Origin of the sequence: Nostoc commune NIES-4072, assembly GCF_003113895.1 — a bacterium.
Classification (GTDB): domain Bacteria; phylum Cyanobacteriota; class Cyanobacteriia; order Cyanobacteriales; family Nostocaceae; genus Nostoc; species Nostoc commune.
In genome coordinates, this window is record NZ_BDUD01000002.1 from 742,856 (window position 1) to 763,361 (window position 20,506).

General features: G+C 41.3%; 21 protein-coding genes and 3 pseudogenes. 12 read left to right on the top strand and 12 right to left on the bottom strand.

All coding sequences use genetic code 11. From position 1 onward, the window contains the following. Positions 1-71: 71 nt before the first annotated feature. Complete coding sequence (locus tag CDC33_RS35905; protein ID WP_109013280.1) at positions 72-794, bottom strand: IS1 family transposase; 723 nt, start codon at positions 792-794, stop codon at positions 72-74. On the opposite strand from CDC33_RS35905, the gene CDC33_RS35910 reads away from it, so the two are divergent. Further along, positions 789-1,016, top strand: a complete 228-nt coding sequence (locus tag CDC33_RS35910; protein WP_109013281.1) for a type II toxin-antitoxin system RelE/ParE family toxin — start codon at positions 789-791, stop codon at positions 1,014-1,016. The genes CDC33_RS35905 and CDC33_RS35910 overlap by 6 nt on opposite strands. 99 nt (positions 1,017-1,115) lie before the next feature. Here CDC33_RS35910 and CDC33_RS35915 read toward each other — a convergent pair. Continuing rightward, positions 1,116-1,640, bottom strand: a pseudogene (locus tag CDC33_RS35915) (sigma-70 family RNA polymerase sigma factor); the annotation flags it as partial. Positions 1,641-2,086: 446 nt separating this feature from the next. On the opposite strand from CDC33_RS35915, the gene CDC33_RS35920 reads away from it, so the two are divergent. The 3 genes from CDC33_RS35920 (at position 2,087) to CDC33_RS35930 (ending at position 4,121) form a co-directional block, all read left to right on the top strand. Beyond that, on the top strand, positions 2,087-3,223 hold the full coding sequence (locus tag CDC33_RS35920; protein WP_244919543.1) for an ISH3 family transposase: 1,137 nt from the start codon (positions 2,087-2,089) through the stop codon (positions 3,221-3,223). A gap of 176 nt (positions 3,224-3,399) precedes the next feature. After that, the gene (locus CDC33_RS35925) at positions 3,400-3,804 is read left to right on the top strand and encodes a hypothetical protein (protein WP_244919544.1); all 405 of its coding nucleotides are present in this window, start codon (positions 3,400-3,402) and stop codon (positions 3,802-3,804) included. Further along, the gene (locus tag CDC33_RS35930; protein WP_109013283.1) at positions 3,804-4,121 is read left to right on the top strand and encodes a tyrosine-type recombinase/integrase; all 318 of its coding nucleotides are present in this window, start codon (positions 3,804-3,806) and stop codon (positions 4,119-4,121) included. Before CDC33_RS35925 ends, CDC33_RS35930 begins: the two co-directional genes overlap by 1 nt. Positions 4,122-4,125: 4 nt before the next feature. On the opposite strand, the gene CDC33_RS35935 is transcribed toward CDC33_RS35930, so the two are convergent. The 5 genes from CDC33_RS35935 to CDC33_RS39635 form a co-directional block, all read right to left on the bottom strand. Then, positions 4,126-4,437, bottom strand: a complete 312-nt coding sequence (locus CDC33_RS35935; protein ID WP_109013284.1) for an addiction module antidote protein — start codon at positions 4,435-4,437, stop codon at positions 4,126-4,128. After that, the gene (locus CDC33_RS35940; protein ID WP_109013285.1) at positions 4,412-4,774 is read right to left on the bottom strand and encodes a type II toxin-antitoxin system RelE/ParE family toxin; all 363 of its coding nucleotides are present in this window, start codon (positions 4,772-4,774) and stop codon (positions 4,412-4,414) included. Before CDC33_RS35940 ends, CDC33_RS35935 begins: the two co-directional genes overlap by 26 nt. A gap of 119 nt (positions 4,775-4,893) precedes the next feature. Further along, positions 4,894-5,934, bottom strand: coding sequence for a hypothetical protein (locus tag CDC33_RS35945; protein WP_109013286.1), 1,041 nt, complete (start codon positions 5,932-5,934; stop codon positions 4,894-4,896). A 19-nt stretch (positions 5,935-5,953) separates the two neighbouring features. Then, positions 5,954-6,601: a helicase-related protein gene (locus tag CDC33_RS35950; protein WP_244919545.1), complete on the bottom strand. Its 648-nt coding sequence runs from the start codon at positions 6,599-6,601 to the stop codon at positions 5,954-5,956. Between the two features lie 26 nt (positions 6,602-6,627). Beyond that, positions 6,628-6,786 (bottom strand): hypothetical protein, encoded by a 159-nt coding sequence (locus CDC33_RS39635; RefSeq protein ID WP_181374350.1) that lies wholly within the window; start codon positions 6,784-6,786, stop codon positions 6,628-6,630. Positions 6,787-6,814: 28 nt separating this feature from the next. Between CDC33_RS39635 and CDC33_RS42065 the strand changes: the two are divergent. The 3 genes and pseudogenes from CDC33_RS42065 to CDC33_RS35955 form a co-directional block, all read left to right on the top strand. Next, positions 6,815-6,946, top strand: a pseudogene (locus tag CDC33_RS42065) (IS4/Tn5 family transposase DNA-binding protein); the annotation flags it as partial. A 136-nt stretch (positions 6,947-7,082) separates the two neighbouring features. Next, complete coding sequence (locus CDC33_RS39640; RefSeq protein WP_181374351.1) at positions 7,083-7,235, top strand: hypothetical protein; 153 nt, start codon at positions 7,083-7,085, stop codon at positions 7,233-7,235. A gap of 454 nt (positions 7,236-7,689) precedes the next feature. Continuing rightward, positions 7,690-8,100, top strand: a complete 411-nt coding sequence (locus tag CDC33_RS35955) for a hypothetical protein (protein WP_146195928.1) — start codon at positions 7,690-7,692, stop codon at positions 8,098-8,100. 551 nt (positions 8,101-8,651) lie between these two features. On the opposite strand, the gene CDC33_RS35960 is transcribed toward CDC33_RS35955, so the two are convergent. After that, on the bottom strand, positions 8,652-9,236 hold the full coding sequence (locus tag CDC33_RS35960; protein ID WP_109013288.1) for a DUF3991 domain-containing protein: 585 nt from the start codon (positions 9,234-9,236) through the stop codon (positions 8,652-8,654). Positions 9,237-9,315: 79 nt separating this feature from the next. Here CDC33_RS35960 and CDC33_RS35965 point away from each other — a divergent pair, with 79 nt between their 5' ends. Both CDC33_RS35965 and CDC33_RS35970 read left to right on the top strand, forming a co-directional pair. Further along, positions 9,316-9,987 (top strand): hypothetical protein, encoded by a 672-nt coding sequence (locus CDC33_RS35965; RefSeq protein WP_244919546.1) that lies wholly within the window; start codon positions 9,316-9,318, stop codon positions 9,985-9,987. A gap of 14 nt (positions 9,988-10,001) precedes the next feature. Next, on the top strand, positions 10,002-10,799 hold the full coding sequence (locus tag CDC33_RS35970; protein WP_109013289.1) for a hypothetical protein: 798 nt from the start codon (positions 10,002-10,004) through the stop codon (positions 10,797-10,799). Here CDC33_RS35970 and CDC33_RS35975 read toward each other — a convergent pair. Beyond that, positions 10,796-11,622: pseudogene (locus CDC33_RS35975) on the bottom strand (ISAs1 family transposase). The gene CDC33_RS35970 and the pseudogene CDC33_RS35975 sit on opposite strands and share 4 nt — an antisense overlap. 134 nt (positions 11,623-11,756) lie before the next feature. Here CDC33_RS35975 and CDC33_RS35980 point away from each other — a divergent pair. Continuing rightward, positions 11,757-12,446, top strand: a complete 690-nt coding sequence (locus tag CDC33_RS35980; protein ID WP_109013290.1) for a macro domain-containing protein — start codon at positions 11,757-11,759, stop codon at positions 12,444-12,446. 198 nt (positions 12,447-12,644) lie between these two features. Here CDC33_RS35980 and CDC33_RS35985 read toward each other — a convergent pair whose 3' ends face one another. The 3 genes from CDC33_RS35985 to ago form a co-directional block, all read right to left on the bottom strand. After that, a complete protein-coding gene (locus CDC33_RS35985) occupies positions 12,645-13,298 on the bottom strand; it encodes a hypothetical protein (protein ID WP_181374353.1) in 654 nt (217 codons plus the stop codon). A 131-nt stretch (positions 13,299-13,429) separates the two neighbouring features. Next, positions 13,430-13,912, bottom strand: a complete 483-nt coding sequence (locus CDC33_RS35990; protein WP_109013292.1) for a hypothetical protein — start codon at positions 13,910-13,912, stop codon at positions 13,430-13,432. Then, a complete protein-coding gene (gene ago, locus CDC33_RS35995; protein ID WP_219930141.1) occupies positions 13,909-16,224 on the bottom strand; it encodes a protein argonaute in 2,316 nt (771 codons plus the stop codon). The genes CDC33_RS35990 and ago overlap by 4 nt, the downstream gene beginning before the upstream one ends. Positions 16,225-16,773: 549 nt before the next feature. On the opposite strand from ago, the gene drmD reads away from it, so the two are divergent. Together drmD and CDC33_RS36005 are read left to right on the top strand one after the other, a co-directional pair. Continuing rightward, entirely contained in the window at positions 16,774-19,920 is a 3,147-nt protein-coding gene (gene drmD / locus CDC33_RS36000) for a DISARM system SNF2-like helicase DrmD (protein ID WP_109013294.1), read from the top strand. A 41-nt stretch (positions 19,921-19,961) separates the two neighbouring features. Continuing rightward, on the top strand, positions 19,962-20,444 hold the full coding sequence (locus tag CDC33_RS36005; protein ID WP_109013295.1) for a hypothetical protein: 483 nt from the start codon (positions 19,962-19,964) through the stop codon (positions 20,442-20,444). The last annotated feature ends 62 nt before the right edge of the window (positions 20,445-20,506 follow it).

Sequence of the window (20,506 nt, forward strand, 5' to 3'; positions counted from 1 at the left end):
AAAGGTTATCAGCACCAAGGTTTTAGGTGTAGTGCATTTCATCTGTAGGCGTTGCATAAATGCGGGATGAATCAGTTAAACACGGGTATTTCCCTATACTTTAAATAGTGAAGTAATAAGCGAATTGAGTGTTTAAGCATATCTACTGATTTGGAATAACATAATGTTTTGCGATAGCGAAGCGGTAGCGACGTTAGGAGCGTCTGTAAGCGTGCTAAGTAATGACGTAAACGGGTATTTTCTCCTTCAACTCTAGTCATATAGGTTTTGCTCACAATATGGTCTCCTGAATCAATAAAACTGGGATAAACTTTCCATCCATCTGTGACATAAAAATAGCACTGCCAACAGCAAACAATCTCCCACAGTGGTTGAAATGTTTCTGCACTATGATCTCCCAGAACCCAAGCTAAAACTCCTTCACGAAAATGATTGACTGCTGTCCACAACCAAATTTTGTTTTTTTTTGACCCAACAAAAGTTTCTAGTTCATCTAACTCTCCAACTTCTGGAATTTCATCTTCTTGTGGTGCATCTGGAAGTTGTTGACCAATTTGTTTAACCCAATAAATAATTGTTGTATGATGAACTCCTGTAGAACGCTCGATTGCCCGAAATCCCATACCGTTAACATACAACTTTAAACATTCTTGTTTAACTTCATCAGAATATCCTTTTGGCGGATTATAGACATCGATGAATTGGCGATCGCAGTTTACACAAATGTAATTTTGTTTACCTCGTCGCTTACCATTCTTCCTGACATCAGGATAATTACAGTATAAACATTGCATAGTACTTGTGCTGGATTCATCCCTCTATTATGCAACGCCGAAAAAAGTAGGGAGTTAAGTCAATTTCCATTTATTGGTCAGAAAGTACCTGAGTTTGACGACCCTAATATTCGTCAGCTTATTCTTAAACCATATCGTGTTGTCTACAGGGTTGAAGAGGAGAAAAAGCGGGTCAGTATCGCTAGATTTTGGCATTCGGCACAAGAGAATCTTGAGCTTTAGAAACACGCAAGTTCCGGTTAAAATAAACTTTCAAATCCTGGATTAGATCCCCACTTCTCACCAAATTCAGCCCGCTAAAATATTAACTTTTAGCGTCCTTTAGGAAACTAAATACTCTTTAATTTCAGGTTTTTGACGACGTAGAACAGTGATTGCTTGCTGTTGAATTTGACGAACTCGTTCTCTACTGACATTCAATTTCTCTCCAATTTGAGCTAAAGTTAGTTCTTCATCGTTCTCTAACCCAAAACGCAAAATTAATACTTCACGTTGCGTCGGTTTAAGTGATTCTAATAAACTATTTATGTCTTGGCGTAAAAGTTCTTTGGTGATATGTTCGTCTGGAGATATGCCCTCATCTGGTAAAAGTTGGCTAAGTTCTGTGTCTTGGTTATCTCCAATCTTTACATCTAGAGAAATTGGCTGCTTTGAACTGCTGAGAAAATCCCTAATCTGACTTGGTTGTAAGTCTAAAGTTTCAGCAATTTCTACAACACTGGCTGAACGACCCAGTGTCTGAAATAATTCTCGCTGTACCTTCTTAATTTTGTTCAATTGTTCGGTGATATGAATTGGCAAGCGTACAGTACGGGATTTCTCTGCTATTGCCCGTGTGATTGACTGTCAGTAGACCGAAAAGTTTTGCAATCATTCTGAGGAACAGACTAAAAATCAGATTTTTGTTTAATTAGCTGTATTCTTGAATACAGTTATTTTGTTTTTTGGAAAAAATAAATTGATAAGAAAAGGTAATAGATAAACTCCAAACCTTTGAGCTAGGGACAACCGTGTATTACTTGGTCAAAGGGCTTTATTTGACTATGATTTAATTCGCTCCCCGTCAGTAACCGATGAAACTTGGGTTTTTAGAGCAAATTGTGAGGGATAATCCTAAACCATGTATTACACGGAAGGGAGAACCAAACCAGAGCTTACAACAAGCTGATCGTTAAACACCGCTTCATTCTTGCGATCGCCTCAGAGTCAAGCTAGTAAGAAATCAAAGTAAAAGTGTATAAATTTTTGTAAGGTAAGTAAAAAGGATATTGACGCAGGAGAATTAAGTAAGCGTGAGTACGGCAAATTCCCCAATCTTAACTGATAGTGAAACGTTAAAAGAAGTAGTTAACTGTCTCACAGAAAATATTCCCATAAAAACCCAAGGTAAGTGTGAGCAACAGACAATTTTTGAAATATTAATTCGCGCTGCCACACAGAAAGATAGTATAGAGAATACTAGTAAAGTCTTAACAAATGTGCCTACAAGCAAAAATGTTTATTACCATTTAGGAAAATATTCAGATCTGAACTCATTGGAGTCAGATTTAAATGCAGCACTTCAAAGCCGGATACCAGATGTAATTCTAAAAGGGAAACATAAAATTGCTATCGACTTTAACTTAATTCCTTATTATGGTGAACCATCACCATCAGAGTCACCATATATTTATAGAAGTCAAGCTAAAAGTGGTACTTGTTCATTTTATGCTTACGCAACTTTATATGTAATTAAGAAAAATCAACGAGTAACTCTTGCCATTAAAGCTGTTCGACAGCAAGATACTTTAGTTGCAGTTATCACATACCTTTTAGCATTAATCAAGCCTAACACATTCAAAATTGAGCGATTACTTTTAGACAGAGAGTTCTTCTGCGTGCCAGTAATTCGGTGGTTGCAAGCTTTGGATATCCCTTTTGAAATGCCAGCTATTATCCGAGGTAAACATGGAGGAACTAGACAATTAATTAGAGGTCGGCGTAGTTACAAAACAACTTATACTCTCAATAGCGATAAATATGGTTCAGTCACCTTTCAGGTTTGGATAGTTTGTACGTATAAAAAAGGAAAAAGACGAGCACATGGACGAGAGTTTTTTGTTTATGCTGTCTATAACATTAAGTTGTCATTATATTCAATACATGATGACTATCGTCTACGTTTCGGAATTGAAAGCAGCTATCGAATGAAAAATCAATGCCGCATCAAAACAACTATTAAAAATCCAACTATCAGGTTTCTATTTATAGCTTTGGCATTTTTAATTATTAATATTTGGATTTCTCTCTTATGGCATCATCTTAGTGCGTTAATAAAAAGTAGTAAAAAGGCTTTTTCTCATCTATTTACTCTCAAACAAATGTTGGAATTTTTACGTCAAACTATAGACCGCAACTATGGAGTAGCGCACGAAGTTTATCTGACGTAGGACTAGTAATGGTTGATTCTGGAGGCTGATTCATAAGTTTCCTTTATAAATCATCAAAAACGATCAACTGTTGTGAATTCAAGGGAAAACTGTATCACAGGTTACTATTTATTGACGCTTGCCAAACTTTTCGGTCTACTGACATTCGCATACATTACAAAGATGACACGCTGCCAGTGCAGGAACAACTTGCAACAGCCCCCACGACTGAAAACCTAATCATGGCGCATATCTTCAACGAGTGCCAGAATTACGGGTTTGAAATTCTCGATGATGGCATTTACAACGACAACGGCGTGAAACTGGGACAAGTCGGATGCACTAACGGTAACTGGTGGGTAATCCTGGGTTCTTATGGTCAGCAACAGTATTCCAACTCTGTGTTTGATGCAGTGCGATCGCTGTCGATGGTGGATGTGTCTTGTGATGATAAATCCATTTTTGATGAATATTTTTTAGACCAACCCTTAGAACAGCTAACTGGCAATAAATTACAACGGCTGCTGGAAAAAGCGGAGTTAGTCACAGCTGGGGGCGCACTCGTAGAGTTCACGTCCCCCAGTCGCTATGGCTGGAGTTAATGGCACTGCGCGGCGAAGCGTTGAAGGATGCGCCTGTGTTTGCCAGTGCTACGGGTAGACCCTTGGCCCCTTCTCACATTGACCGAGTCGTGAAAAGGGCGGCGGCAGCAGCAGAATTAGAGAATGCGATGAATGTTTCAGCGCATTGGTTTAGGCACAGTCACGCTACTCACGCTTTGGATGAAGGTGTTCCGGTGCATTTGGTTCAGGCTACTTTGGGGCATACAAGTTTGGATACCACGAGTAAATATCTGCACGTAAGCCCTGATAGGAGTTCTGGGGAGGTTTTAGTTAAGCGATGGTCTGAACCTTTTTAAATTTTCAGCTTTGAATTGGTTGCACACTCAGGCGATAGCCGAGATGATGCAGAATAAGGCTGATGGTTCGCAGTTCGGGGTTGCCTTCTGGCGACAAGACTCGGTAAAGATTCTGGCGGTTCAAACCCGTTTTTTCCGCAAGGCTCGTCATCCCCGAACGTGCTTCCACTACGTTCCGTAGTGCTTCCAGAAAAAAACCCAGATCGCCATCCTGCTCGTACTCTTCAAGGGCAACGTCCAGGTAAGCCTTTGCCATTTCCGGGTTCAACAGCTGCTCGAACACAACCTCGTCATGGTTTCTCAGTTTCTTGCTCATCCTGTTCCTCCTGATAAGCCTGCCAATATTCTTTAGCTTTTTCTATGTCCCTCTCCTGGCTGTTCTTGTCGCCACCACACAGGAGAATCACCAGATCGTTCGCGGATTCACCAAAGTAAACGCGGTAGCCACTGCCAAAGAAAAACCTCATTTCTTGCACGCCATCTCCAACCGGCTTGCAATCCCCGTAATTGCCCTGCTTGAGTCGCTCTATCCGTCGGATTATCCTGGAACGGATCACATAGTCCTTCAAGTTTTCCAGCCATTCGGTGTACGGCTCCTTGCCGTTTTCTGTAGCATAGACTAGCAGTGTTTTTTGACGAACGATATCAGCCATAGATTATAAATCGTAGCTTAAAAGCGACAAAGTTTCAAGAATGACGCTGCCCTGCCAGATTTGGGGAAGGTTGCTCTTTGGTATTGGGGGTCAAACCCTAGTAGCGGAAATCTCACCAATTACTTTCTCCAAACTGTCGGTGAGATAATTTTGGCTGATTGATCATCTAAATAGAAATTGTAAACAGGTTCTCCTGATAATTCACAGCGAAGCGGCTCAAGAATTTTAGTGAACGGATTCCAAACTGCTGTTACAGTCCGTTTTACTTTCTTTCGTTGCAACTCACACTGAATATGTACCGTAGGGAGATGGATAATCATTGCACTGTGCAACCAAGCTTCTACACTCATTGCATAACGCTCTTGGATATCTAACAATTTTCTCTCTAATTCTCTATTAGTAGCTTCAATTCGTGCTAATTCTTTATCTAGTTCATCACCAATCAATTTTTTTAACTCAATCTTGTTGCGAATCGAGTCGCTAATCGTGTTGTAATAATCCTTGAGTCTTTCTTCATCCCTAGCTCTAGCTCTTGTTAATTTAGCCTGCCAATTATCTAGAGATTTTCCAATTAATATTGCACTTTGATGTTCGATTAACCTCAACAAATCTTCAATTGGCATCGCCAATGGTGTCTCTTGATGCTCCACAGTCATTAGGTCAGACTCCCAAAACAAAGCATCCCCAATTTCTACTGGTGTTACTCCGGTTATTTCATTGATAATGAACGAAACTAAACCAATCCTTTTTTCTGAAGCATTCGCTGTGTAAGCCACATTACACAAGATGTAACGAGTAATTTCTGGTTTAGCATCTAAAAAACGAATTAAGCCATTTTGAGGTGCGAGTCTCTCCAATAAAATTTTCTCAAAGCCTGTGTTTTTCAGATGTCCATCGATTTTAACACCCAACGCACTAATAAGTCCTTTAACAGCTAATAGTTCAGATAGCTTATTTAATACTTCTGAATGATAGGTGACAAAAACACTTTGGGGTACATCAGCAATAGTAGTAAAAGTAACTTCTTCTGGGAGCGAAAGCAGCGATGCTATATTTTCTGTTAACAACACATTTAAAATGTGTTCACCAGCAGGTTCTGCTATCCCATCATGCAGAGAAACAATTTTTTCTAAAGTAGCAATAATTGGGTCTGATAACATATTTATTCAAATCAATCTCTCAAGCTTCAAAATCTTCGCCAAAAATCTGTTCATCCAGTTCTTGAATTTGCTGATACTGGTTTTTGGCTTTCAACAAATTATCTGCCAATTGCTCGAAGGCTGTATCTAATTCGGGCTTGACTTGATGCTTGAGCCAGATATCCATAACAATTTCACTAAAGTCAAATTCATCATCCACGTTCCCCAAAATTGTTTCAATCTCTCCGACCACTAGTTCAAACATATTAATTTTGTCATGCAAGATCCGCAGAATATACTCTTCGATACTGCCCTTGAGACAAAAGTTAAAAATAAAAACATCCTGGGTTTGTCCAATGCGGTGGATACGACCAATGCGCTGTTCTATTTTCATTGGGTTCCAGGGGAGGTCATAATTAACGATCGCGTTCGCAAACTGGATGTTACGTCCCTCTCCGCCTGTTTCAGATGCCAGCAGTACAGAAACAGTATCTCGAAATGCGGCTATAGCCTCATCTTTCTGTTTAAGGGACATCCCACCAGTAAATTCTGCAAAGGGGATATTTGCTGCAAGGAGAGTTTGGGCCAAATAAGTGCTAGTTGCTTTATGGGTTGTGAAGACCAAGGTTTTCTGGGAAGATTTTGAGAGCATTTCTACCAATACTTTTGCTTTCTCGACCTGCTTCACCTGGGCTGCTCGTCTTGCTAAAGACTTCAGTTCAGAGTCAGGTAGGCGTTTGGGGGAGCAACGCGATTTTGTGAGGTGCTAAAATCTGGGACGTATATAGCTTGTTTCAGGATGCGATCGCAACTAAAAAACCAGATTTTGTTGAGAATATAGGGGTGTAATTGAGAACTAAACCCCGATCTCACTTTTTCGCGTTGCTCCCGATTAAATGAGCGTGCAATGTCGATAGGCTATGCTCTAAGTCTTGGATTTGGCAAAGCACTGTCAGAAATCTTCAGCAATGGAAAAGTACTCAAAAGAGCCTATGAGTTTTTGGCAACCCAAAAGTGGAATTTTCCAGTGTGATTGAGCCGCACTGTCAAATGACGGCGGAGATTGTTGCAGAAAGCGATGTAATGCTGTGCGTCGGAGACACAACTTTTCTTGATTATGGCAGTATTAAGGCTAAAAAAGAAGGTTACGGCGGGAGCAACGCGAAAAAGTGAGATCGGGGTTTAGTTCTCAATTACACCCCTATATTCTCAACAAAATCTGGTTTTTTAGTTGCGATCGCATCCTGAAACAAGCTATATACGTCCCAGATTTTAGCACCTCACAAAATCGCGTTGCTCCCGGAGTAAAGTTGATGCAGTAACAGAAGCACTGAGTAAAGGCATAGATGTAAAAGCTAATTGGTCAAAAAGGTTTTTTAGCCAAAATCCTATTTACAAAGAATTGGTTGTGCCAATTCATATAATGCCTTATGAGGAAGATAGGTTAGGTTTACAACACATTGCTGAACATATTTAAGATTTTTAATAAAACAAAGTAAAAGTAAGTAACGGGTAAGAAACAGCAAAAGTAATCTACTGTAAACGCCCTATTGATAAAGGTAAGGGACAGCCAATGCTGGGCATGGGAGGATTTTCTTATAAAGTTTTGTAAAGAATTGGCTGGCACTGCATAAAACTTGTGAGCCGTAACGACAAGTATATGGTTACTAACTTGATGCAAACTAATTGTGGTTTGGGCAATATTTTGTTTGGTTAGACGACAAATTCTCACAACAGAACAGTGATAACACTATTAGAAAAACTAGGAGTATTTTCGTGAAAAACTTTTTGGGTTTGCTTATTGTTAGTTCCGGTTTGCTTTTGGGTTCTTTTGTTCCCATGCAAGAATCTGCAATCGCTCAACCAGCCTGCCCCAACATTAGCGGTAGGTGGGCAAGATTATTTGATGATGTTATTTGGAATTTTTCCCAGAGTGGCTGTAATTTACAGGGCACATTTTCAAACTATGCCACTTCTCATACAATCAGTGGTGTGTTCTATGATGATCGCACTGCTGACCTTATTATAAATCGTACCAATCTTTCAACTAATTGTCAGACAGAAATGTATGCTACACTTACCCGTCTTAGTTTGACAAATCGTATCAGAGTCAACATATATGCAACAGACGGTAAATGCGAACTGCCTGCGAATTATAATGAAGACTATGGTTATAAATCACTTTGATTAGCCAGATTAGCAATTGGTACGAAGTGCAAAGGAACTTGTTCAAAAATGTTGTACGTAAATACATTTTCCAAAACCTTTGCAGTGGTGCTATTGGTTATGAATAATATCTGGGACTTTTTGTAAGTGTATAAGTCCTAAAGAGGGCGAAGAGGTGAGCGTCGGTCTCCTTTTCCCCCTCTTTAGTAGGATAATCGGAGGGAGCATCCAGTTTGGGAAGATTTACCATTTCTAGGAAAATGTAAAAGGAAATAGCCCTGTGCGATCGCCGTTGCCAATGCTTGGCAAGGAATTTAGGCAGCACTGGCAGCCTCAAACCTTTACCAAAAGCGATTGACAGCCTTTACAAAAGAGCCGTTTCTTAGCTGGTTTTCTATCGCTCGCCAGTTGTAGCGAAGCGGTGACTGAGCGCTGCGAAAAATCTAGTTGACCGCACCAAGGAATTTGTACAGCGCTCGGTCAACAACTGGCATTGGGGAGGGAGTCCAGAAGGACGGGGCAAAGCCCCTCCCTCGCGCACCTTTAACTTCCACGGGGGTTGATTACTTAGATTACCGACTGAAACCCCTAGAGCGTTGCTTTTGAGAGAGCATCTCTTGCTGCTGCTGCCGCTCTCTAACAAGAATCTCATTCCAGCTTTGCCCCTTGGGTGCAATTCTTTTAGCCTGCGGTAGCATTTCCTGAACGACAAGAGATGTTTCATTTCCCTGATCATCGTTATTAAATGCCAACCCAATTCTGCTGATATTTCTGAGAAGTTCAAAGGGCAAGTTATTTGGATCATCCACTGCCATGTACATTGTTCTAACTGGTGGTTGCCCCTTGTGTCCCTGAATGTCAATCTCTGCCATTGTCAAAGCATCAATGGGGGAAGAACACAGGTATACCCTCTCGATTTTATCGTCAGGCTCTCCACCCAATTTCAGATGAAACCACCCCTCGGAGCGATCGCTGTTTTCGGAATACTGCGAACAGCGATTGTCAATCCGTGCGGTATCCCAAACCAGTGCGCCTGACTTTTCACCGTTTAAATCTCGCTTGATAAACACAACATTTTCATAAGGATCTATATAAGCCAACCCCTGCCGTTGTAATGGTTGCACAAGAAAATTGGTTAGGGCGCGAGTATGAGTCAGGTAATACTGTAATACTGGGCGTAGGCTTTCATCCTCTGGAGGTAGCGTAAACTGGGGTTGAGTTTACCAGGAAGCATTAATGCTTTATACCAACTATCGGAAATTTCTAGCAATGTGGGCGGCATCCCTCGATTGTACCTGTGCTTTGATAGGAATTCAGGGGATGCGTGGGTCTGCATTCAAAATTCTTGCAGCAACGCCAGCATCGCAGCAGAAGTTATATGAAGACTTGATTTTTGCGAGCTTACGAAAGTCGGTTAGTTGTGACTCCGAAAGACTAGTTGATCGGGAATTTGAGAATGATATCAGCAAGTATTCAGGGTTTTACATTGCCGAAACTTGTTTGCACCCTGAGCTTATACCAATTGTTGATGAAATATTTTCAAACCCAGACAAGAAACTTGCTTTAACGCGAATGTCTGACAATTTGCAATTAATCGTGTCCGCATCAGCAGCACGGGCGATGAGTTCTGACTCACAAGATGTGGTGCGTCGCCGAACGACTGATTTTTGGCACGCTAGAGACTACGAATGTTTTTTGCAGATGTTCAAGCAAGATGGGGGAGCGGGGTTTGAAATTACTTACCAAGCAACAACCAATCTCCCAAAAATTAATCCTTTGGCACCGTGGGCGCGGTTTACTACAAGCTATCGGTTTTTTGAAATTGATGTTGGCGATCGCACAGAAGTGTACCGTTTGGGCGAAGGTAAAGATATCACCCTAATCAGTCGTCCCAAGGTTGTTTCATAATATAGCGAGGTTTTATGGCAGTAAGATTCCTAGAAAACAAGGGCAGTGGCAATATTCTAGAGATTAGTCGAGCTAGACTTTTGGAGCTTACCCCCAATGTTTATCCCCTGACTTGGGAAGCGATTCTTTCAGGTAACGGTGATAGTGCAGCTATCTTGGGTGCAGGTTTTGCCGAACGTGAAGTTTTTTTTGGTTTTGAGGGAGTTGACTTGACGCGCTACCAACTTCCGACAATCGACTGTTACGACATTGCTACTGAGCCGCCAGAAAAGTTTTTAGCTTTACGCAGCCAATACCCAAACCTACAGTTAAATTATTTTTGCGATCGCAATCTAGCAGAACTAGAACTGACAAAACTTTACGCTCCTAATAGCCTACGGCTAGTTTCAGTTCATGGAGTATTAGATTACTTACAGCCACATGTGGTTACAACAACATTACTTGATATCGTGAAGGTGCAGCCAGAGGCAATATCGATACGGCTATTTTTAATGGGCAACCCGTGGTCATGTAATTTTGCGAGTATAGATCAACTAGCGATGGAATTAGATTCAATAGAAATTACTACAAGTGGCTTAGTCGAACCGATTGATTTTGATATATTTTGTCGTACAGGTGTTGTGCAATTAAATATTTTAGATCAGGATAAAATTGAACATAATTTGTTACCAAGTTACGGTGCATCTCATGTAATGCCTGATAAATTAGTTGGTTATTTAAATAATCAAGGGTATCAGCTTGTTGCAACTGATGTGTACTCACTTTCAAGCAGGGTTAGCGCATCTCAAACCCTATTGACAGTGGAATTCTAGGAAAGTGTTGAATTTGGAAGAGCCGCCGCCAAAACTGAAAGCATATACTGATCATTCATCGCGGCTCGCCGAGACTTTTGGCGAATGCTGCGGCGGAAAGAGGATTCTCGCTCTAAGGCATTAAGAGCAATGCGACGGAGCAAAGAAAAATTTTGTGGACTGTGCAGAGAACGAATTCGACATTCATCCTCATTGAAAGTGACATCTAATGGGCAATTGATTTTTGTGTCCCCATTGCATCAATAGTAATGATGCAGCCAGATATGTCTAGCATTTCTAACAGTGCTGGAATCGCGGTGATTTCATTGGATTTGTCAGTGACCTTTGTTTGTCCCAAGACCAGACGGTGTTCACTCGACCATGCACTGACCGTGTGTAAAGCTTTTAGCTGAGATTCCCTGTCATATGAGCCTCTATGAGTTTTGCCATCTATGGCTACTACTTCTACTCCCAAGTTCTCAACTAGTGATTGTACCCATTGCCGAAAATATTGCTCAAATTCTCTTGGGTTAATTCTCTCAAACACTCTTCTGAAAGTATCGGGGCTGGGTACTCCGAATGGTAGTGACAAAAACGTTTTCAACCACTCCTGTTTACTAATTCCATACTCCTCAATATCTTCCCAACCTGACGCTCCTGCTATTACTGCCAAAATTGCTATGGTGATGATATCTGTCAGTAAATGATATCTTGTTCTTTCCACTCTCGGGTCTTTTATTTGTGTGAAGTATTCCTGAAACTTAGTGGTAATGTCTTTGCTATTTATGCTGGGTGCAAAATATGTTTTGGTTTTGCTTGTCTTGTTCTCAAATCCTGTTGGCATTACTCGAACCTTGCACCTAGATGGATTAAATCTTACCCTACCTCGGATAGTGCCACTTTGTTTCCAACTTGATTGCTGATCAGGTAAGTCTCCTTGTCAATAGCGTTTGAGACGCGCTGACCCTGTTTATACAAATGAGTCTCAAAATTATTAAAGGCAATTTATTTACTTCAAATTGTCAAACACTAGTCAACACTGTTAACTGTGTGGGTGTGATGGGTGCTGGTATTGCATTGGAATTTCGCTTAAGATATCAAGAAATGTATACATATTATGTAGAAATATGTAATCAAAATTTGATGGATATTGGTAAGCTGTGGCTGTATAAATGTGACAAACATTGGGTTCTTAACTTCCCAACTAAAAAGCACTGGAAGAAACCATCAAAGTTAGAATATCTGGAATTGGGTTTGCAAAAATTCGTCGATACCTACATAGAAAAAGAGATAACTTCTATCGCTTTTCCTCTGCTTGGAACACAAAATGGAGGAATTCCCCAAGAGCAATCTCTAGAAATTATGACTAGGTATTTAGGTAAATGTGAATTACCTATAGAAATATATATATACGATCCTCATGCACCTGATGATATATTTAATGAATTAAAAAATGTTTTTCTTTCACTATCAGATAGAGAAATTTTAGAGGTAACTGGCTTGGGGAAAACATATATTAAAAAAGTCAAGCAAGCAATGCAAGAGGAAAGTATATGTAATTTATCTAAATTTTTATCAACGAAAGGAATAGGGATTACTACAGTACAAAAAAGTTTACTCCTACTCCAAAAATTTTACCCAACTATCTTACCTAATACTGACCAATAAATTCTCATTCAAAATCTAGGTGCGGAAATATGAGCGTTCGAGTTGGGTGTTCTTAGTTGACGAGACAGATTGCAATACAAACGACATTAGCGATAGCGAGGAACGAGCGTCAGCTATCCCGAAGGGAATCGCGCGACAAAGGAGGAACTTGACCAAATGCTCAAAACCTGGGAGTGTTTGTTAAATTAGCAGTAGACATCACTCAATTTCAGCTTCCTGCCAACCTTTAATCGCTCCTACAATAAAAGCACCTACAGGGTTATCAATGGCTTTCTCGAACGCTTGAAGACCACCTTCTTTAACTGCGTTTACAACCCGTTGTTTCCAAATATGGTCACTTTCTATACGCTCAATAACTTTTGTTGCTACTACCATCTGCCCTGTTGTGGTGTTGGTGGGGTAAGTCTGCTCTAGCTGTTGCAGAAGCTGTTGTATCTCTGCGGCTGCTTCTGCAAGAGTCTGCTTCCGCTCCGAAGGATAGTTGTTTATAGTGCCACCGAGTTGATTTGCCTCAACGTTCTCACTATAGCCAACACCAATTGATGCCCCACTTTGGTTGATATTTATTTTGCGCTCTGACATAGTTTCTACATAATTTTGATTGTTGCTCATGGTAACATTACCTCCTGTGATCATAATTTTTTGAGTATTAATTATCTGATTACCAAGTTTCTGCCTCATTGCATCTATCACCTTAGCCACTACAGCATCAGTATCTGACCGAAGCTGCGATAGAGAGTCCAAGATTTCTTGGACATCGTACTCACCATTAATTTCAATTCCGTAATGTGGAGACTGAAGCTGTTCAGCAACAAGATGGAAGCGATCGCAAAGAAACCTAATTAATTTCACTGGTTGTTTTATGCTGTTACCAACTTGAAAGTAATGCTCCCAGCTTGCCAGAAACACCTGGTTAACAGTTTTTTGCAGAGAAAGATACAGTGCAGCAGCATGAGAAGTGTCATGCGCCGAGACAGATGCTGTTATACAACTAGAAAGTAAAGCCTTATCTCATGAACTAATCTCTGTTCTCCCTCTGCTAATACATCCTGCAACCAACGCAAGTCTTCAGGGCGAACCTTTGGGCAAGAGCTTACACCAAGCGATATACCCAACAGTTCTACAGGTCGATAAAAAAACGAAGCTCGATCCGAAGGAAATACTTCACGAGAGGCCAGTCGCGTCAAACCGTTTGCCCAAGCTGACAAAAAACTCTCACCAAGAACTCTGCCACAAGCAAGCTCATAACCCACAGCAGCAAGAACAGGAGCTTGATGTAGTCGCCTTAGTTCCAAACTGTTAATTGCTGCATCTGTTGCCACACTAAAAGGTGGTTTGCTATCAACGCGATAAAAAAGATAGCGTGCAAAGCCACTTTCTGGTGATTCCCAGTTATAGTTTGCCCCCAGATAATGTGTCAGAAAATCCAATTGATAACCGAAGCTTTTTGCTACTGCATCTGTCATAGAAACCACTTGCTTGCACGAAGTTTGATATTGAGCAATGCAGGTGACCAATCTCGAATATTGCGAAGGCGGGCAAGTAGTTCGGCAATTAGTTCAGAGTAATAGATAGTCACTGGTTTGCTAGCTGGAAGCAAGGAGCGCCACGATAATGATGTAAACTTTAGCACTTGCTCGGAAAGATACGTCAAGTCCCGATAAGTGGACTGTGGGTGTAGGTGAATTAATAAAGGGGTTGGTAAAGGCGATCGCGGCATTTTTACTAGTGCTGCACTATTAGTACACAAAAGTCGGGTATATCTTCCTAGTTGCACAATTATGCCTCGCTGTGGTGCTAATTGTCCTTTTTTAGCACCATCTTTCATAACAATACCTTGTTGCGACTTATCTAACAGGGTAAACGGGTGTTCGTGAGAAACTGTTAGGAAAGCAAATTCAATGTTTTGTTCTTCTCCAACCTCCGCAACGCACTGTGCGACAATATCTGCAACATCAAGGTTTTTGAAAGGTCTAGCAGCATGAAATACAAGGCGAACAGTATCTCCTGGTTGCCAACCGTTGCGTCGCTTAATGTCCTGTAAAATTGATACAGTAGATGTTTTCAAAATATTTGGATATTCAGAATAAGAACACTCTTGGGAAAGATTGCCCAAGAGGTAGTTCCCATCACCTCTAAAAACTGTTGTGATACCTACAAACCTTTGTCGCTCAAAGAAGCGACTCCCAGAAAGTTCACAGTTTCCTATGCCGATGACAAGTTCATCACTAATTGTGAGGTCATGATCTACTGTCCAAGGCAACCCGTTCATTTTGGCGTAGAGAGCAACACTGAGATTTTGCAGCGTGTATTGCAGTGAATAACGTGATTGCCCTAGAGTAGATGCCCGAATGCCTTGCACAGGGATTCCAGCCATTAGTAACAGAGCTTTGGACTGAAGATATGGATTTTCTGGGTCTGGAAGCCTTGCATGTTCGTCTAAGAGAATAACAATAGCTGCATCTGGCATGGTTTTTTCTAAAACCTGCGCCACAGCTTCTCTATAAGCGACTGCTGGCGGTTTCTGTTTACTATTGAGCCAGGGAATTTGCCGTAGAGTCAACTTAGGATTAACAAGACCAAAAATTTTGGCAAATCCACCTGAGTATTTGGAGTTTTCCTCCCAATATTCAATCCCATCTTGAAATACTTTTTTCTTGATACTAATTCCGTCTCGAAATGCTTTTAAAAAATTTTCCACTGCACCCTGAACGGTATCTGGAAAAAGAACCAATATTTCTGGGGATTTTTTTGAGAAAATCTCACGACTAAAAGGCCCATATTTCTCAATTCCTTTCCAAGCGTATAGGTTTCGTTTTGTTCGGGCCGCATCAAAGCAGTACTCTACTGGTGAAGCAGAAATCACCGTTTGATAACTATCATCATTCACTGCTTCAATACGATCTCTAATATACCCAAATAAATTAGGTGCAAGCTGCATAGGAGATTTTTTTGCTAGAAAAGTCTCCATGCGAATCAAAATATTGTCTAGTGCAGGGCCAGTTAAAAAATTAGCTTCCTGAATCAATCTTTCTGATTCAAAAGCATCATATTTATCTCCCAGCAATGTTTTGAGGCAACGGACAAAAGACGCTTTGGAGCCTTCTAGCCATACTTCATCTTCATTGATAGAAGTAATTCCATCGAATGATTCTAATAAGTTGACCGTTTTTTCATAGATGTGGCTGATTTTTCCAACCAAACGGCGTTGTCCTGGTTGAGGTTGGCGACGAACAACATATAGATCCTGAAGATTAACTCCTGCATTTTGTAGATCGCTCAGAGATGCAAGGATTTCCCAACGAGTTTCTAACCGTAGAAACAGACCAATAAATGTCTCCTCGTGTCGCAGTTCAACTAACTTTGCTTCGAGTGCAAATTTGGGTTTAATTTTGAAGGAAGAAATCAGTGATGGTAAGTCTTTGATCTTAGTAGCAATAGAACTGACTAACTCTTCTTTTTGAGAAAGGAATGTGAAGGGTTTAAATCGAAAAGCTGAATATTGGGCAAATATCTTTGGCAAGACACTATCAATGCGAGCTGCTAGAAGTTGCAGGTGTTCTTCAGTTTTCAATTCAACAGGTTTACCAAAGGTTTGTTCTTGTTGAGGCACTTTAGGGATTCCGTAGACTTTGCCAGAGCGCCAATGAAGAAACCAGTCCGACTGGAGTTTTTCTCGTAATTCTCGTAGCCCTCTATTATCTGGCATGTCTTGAACATAGGCGGTGAACGTATTAGCGGAAAGTTCTACCTTAAACCCGTTGAAGCAAATGGACATATGTAGCACTTACTTTATATCTGTGAAAATTTTGATGCAGTTTGTACCTCAGTCCCCTTGGTTATCTGAACTAAGGCAAGTACATTAGTACTGGTTAATTATTCTATATTTAGCGTATTTATTTACACTTTTTGGAAGAATACGCGATTCTCTAGATTTTTTTTATGTTCTAAGTTTTACTTTGTGGCTGGATAAGCGATCGCAGCGAAAGCTTCGCCTACAGGTATCTACAGATCAGCAAAGGTCTGGTTTATTGGCCTCTGCTAAAAGCGAGAAACAGCACAGTTCAGCAACCCGCCCTCCTGAAGTACACAGCGATGTCTACGACGGGCTGCGCCTACGCAAACTACAAAAATTCCAATTAAAAAATTTATCATACATTTCACAGTTTGAGTTACTGAGTGTGTTTTCACGACAGATGCTTTGCACCACTATCTTGAGAACACATCACTGATAATTTTGACTGTATAGGAAAAGAGAAGTAACAATAATAACAACACAAACCTGTTTTTGATAATTCCCAATTCCCAATCCCTAATTCCCCAAATCATGGCTATAGTCAGAGCTATCCCAGAACAAGGTCAACTGGTTAACGTTCGCTCCCGGCAATTCGTCGTCACGGATGTGCGTAATACGACTTTACCCACCAATCCAATGCTGAGTGCAGTGGAAAAAACTCAGCATTTGGTCAGTCTATCCTCCGTTGAAGATGATGGTTTGGGTGAAGAACTACAAGTAATTTGGGAATTAGAGCCTGGGGCATTAGTTTATGAAAAGATGGAGTTGCCCAAACCTACAGGCTTTGACGCACCCGCAAGGTTAGATGCATTTCTCGATGCTGTGCGTTGGGGAGCAGCATCAACAGCTGATATTCGCACTTTACAATCCCCCTTTCGCAGTGGCATCGATATTGAAGATTATCAGCTTGATCCAGTAGTGCGAGCAATTCAAATGCCTCGCGTTAATTTGCTGATTGCAGATGATGTCGGATTAGGTAAAACCATTGAGGCGGGGTTAGTTGCCCAAGAATTAATTATCCGTCATCGCTGCCGGCGCATCTTGATAGTTTGTCCATCTTCACTGCAAATTCAGTGGCGAGACCAAATGCGCGATAAGTTTGGTTTAGATTTCCGCGTCGTGGACAGTACCTTAATGAAGGAACTGCGACGGAAGCGGGGAATCCACGTCAACCCTTGGCAGCATTTCCCCCGATTGATTACCTCAATAGATTTTCTCAAACGCGATCGCCCTCTTCGTCTTCTGCGAGAAATGTTACCAGGTGAAGGGGAACCGATGTATCCCCGGCGGTTTGATTTGCTGATTGTGGATGAAGCGCACAATGTTGCTCCCTCTGGCGGTGGAAACTATGCTGTTGATTCTTTGAGGACTGCTGCTATTCGGCTTTTAGTACCGCATTTTGAACACAAACTATTCTTGACAGCGACACCACACAACGGCTACCCCGAAAGTTTTACAGCCCTGTTGGAATTACTTGATAGCCAACGGTTTGCACGGGGGGTATCACCCGATCGCAAGCAGTTACAAGTAATCATGGTTCGCCGTCTCAAATCCGAGATGAAAGGTTGGGATGGTTCTGACTTATTTCCACAGCGTCAGTTAGAAGCTATACCTGTAGACTATCCTGAAGCAGAACGACAAGCACACACTAACCTCAAAAGATATACTGAATTGCGCTGCAAAGGGGTGGCAGATAATACAGAAAAATATGCTACTGAATTTGTCCTCAAGTTGTTAAAAAAACGGTTGTTTTCATCTCCTCAAGCGTTTGCAACTACTTTGGCACAGCATGAAGAATCGCTAAAAAATGCCCGTCGCCGCACTTATAGCAGTTTATCTCGACCGACAGAAGGTATTTTGCGCCGCCAATTGGCACAAATTGAAGAAGATTTTGCAGATGATGAAGTTTATGAAGAATCGACAGATGAGGCAATTACTAATACAACTAGGTTATTTCGAGAACTGAGTGCAGAAGAACAGGCTTTGCTGCGACAGATGCGGGAATGGGCAGAGACAACATCGAGAGTGTCTGATGCCAAAGCCAAAGAACTACTTAACTGGATTCATACTCACATTAAACCTGATGGTAAATGGTCTAAGGAGAGAGTAATAATTTTTACAGAATATCGAGCTACCCAGAAATGGTTATATAACTTATTTGCCACAGAGGGGTTAGTAGAAGGCGATCGCCTAATGACACTTTACGGTGGGATGAAGTCGGAAGACCGAGAACAGGTAAAAGCGGCGTTTCAAGCATCTCCTGATATTTCCCCAGTGCGAATTTTGTTAGCGACGGATGCGGCGAGTGAGGGTTTGGATTTGCAGAATTTTTGTTCGCGCCTTATCCACTATGAAATTCCCTGGAACCCGAACCGGATGGAACAGCGTAACGGTAGAATTGACCGTCATGGGCAAAAAGCCTCCCTAGTGAGGATTTACCACTTTGTCGGCAAAGATTATCAACATAATACAACTGGGTTACGTCCCGGTGAGTTAGAAGGCGATTTAGAATTTCTCATGCGGGCGGCGTTGAAAATCAACAACATCCGCGAAGATTTAGGTAAGGTGGGGCCAGTGATTGCGGCGCAGGTGGAAGAAGCGATGATGGGGTATCGCAGCGTTTTGGATACTTCAGTCGCAGAGAGGGAGTCTGAAGTTGTGCGGCGAATGTTGAAATTTGAACGCCAGGTGCGGGAGCAAATTGAAAAGCTGCGAGAACAGTTGAATGAGACGCGCCAGCATTTGCGATTGACACCCGATAATATTGAGGCTGTGGTCAAAATTGGTTTGGAATTAGCTCAACAACCACTTTTGATTGCAGGGAAAGTAGAGGGAGTTGCTGGGAAGGTGTTTTACCTACCACCATTAAAAAGCAGTTGGGCAGTTTGCAGCGAAGGTTTAACCCATCCCCACACCAAAGAAATTCGTCCGATTGTTTTTGACCCGGAATTGGCACATGGTAGAGATGATGTAGTCTTAGCCCACTTGAATCATCGTTTAGTGCAAATGTGCTTGCGTTTGTTACGCGCTGAAGTTTGGTCAAAGGAAGGTAGAAAAGCTTTGCATCGGGTGACGGCGCGTTTGGTTCCTAATTCGGTTTTGGATACACCTGCGGTTATAGCTTACGGTCGATTGGTGATTTTAGGAAGCGACCAACAACGGTTACATGAGGAAGTAATCATGGCGGGTGGGTTACTTAAAGAAGGAAAATTTAGCCGTTTGGGTGTGATGAAAATTCAAGAAGCTGTTTCAGTGGCTTTACCAGAATTAGCACCGGAAAATGTCACAGAGAAATTAGCCCAGTTATGGGATAGTCACGCATCGGCTTTGATGCAAGCTTTGGAGGCACGGCTTCAAGACCGTAGTAAAAGTTTACAACGAGACTTAGGCGATCGCGCTCAAAAAGAAGCAGCTGATATTACAGCAGTTTTAACGGAATTGCGTCAAAGCATTCTCAATGAACTGGATGAACCTGAGTTTAAGCAGTTGGAATTGTTTAATACCGCAGAGAAGGAACAGTTCGAGCGCAATGTCAACAGTCTTAAGGTGAGAGTAGAGCAAATTCCCGCAGAAATTGAGCGCGAAGTGGCTGCAATTCAAGCTAGGTTTGCAAATCCGACACCGCGACTGTTTCCCTTGGCGGTTACTTACTTAATTCCCCAAAAGCTAGCACGGTGAGTATAACTGTAAATATAATTACAAAGTCAACTTGCGGAAATATGGTTAAAACACATTCATTTGCAATTCTTGCACCTGTTCCAGAAATGCACTTGCTTTCAGCGATGGAGACAATAGCTAACTTAGAGCATGAATTAAGTGATGAAACGGTTAAAACAGCTTTCGGAAGTATGGATTTTGAGCTTTTTCGTAAAGTTGATGAGTTGCGGGGAGATAAAAGTGTGGAAGTATTAATTTATGCTTCCCATTCAGATGCAGATCAACCTTTAGACTCAGAAGCATCTTGGCATGGTTTATACATTGGTCATGTCAATTCTCGCAATGGCAGATATCCAGGTAAAGCTCAATTTCGTCCGCCATCTACTGCTACTGATAAACCGACTTGGGCTAGTTTTTGGGAAGTGCAAGATTTGAAACGATTAACTTCTCCTAGAAAAATTGGCTTTTTAAAAGGTTTAGGTAAAAAGTCTTATTATAATTCTCGCTTTATTCCTGAAGGTCCATTGTTAATTGAATGTCCCTGAGTTTTTTTAACTAGATAAATATTTATTAATAGTTCATCTCAAGTTTCCAACACATAATCTTA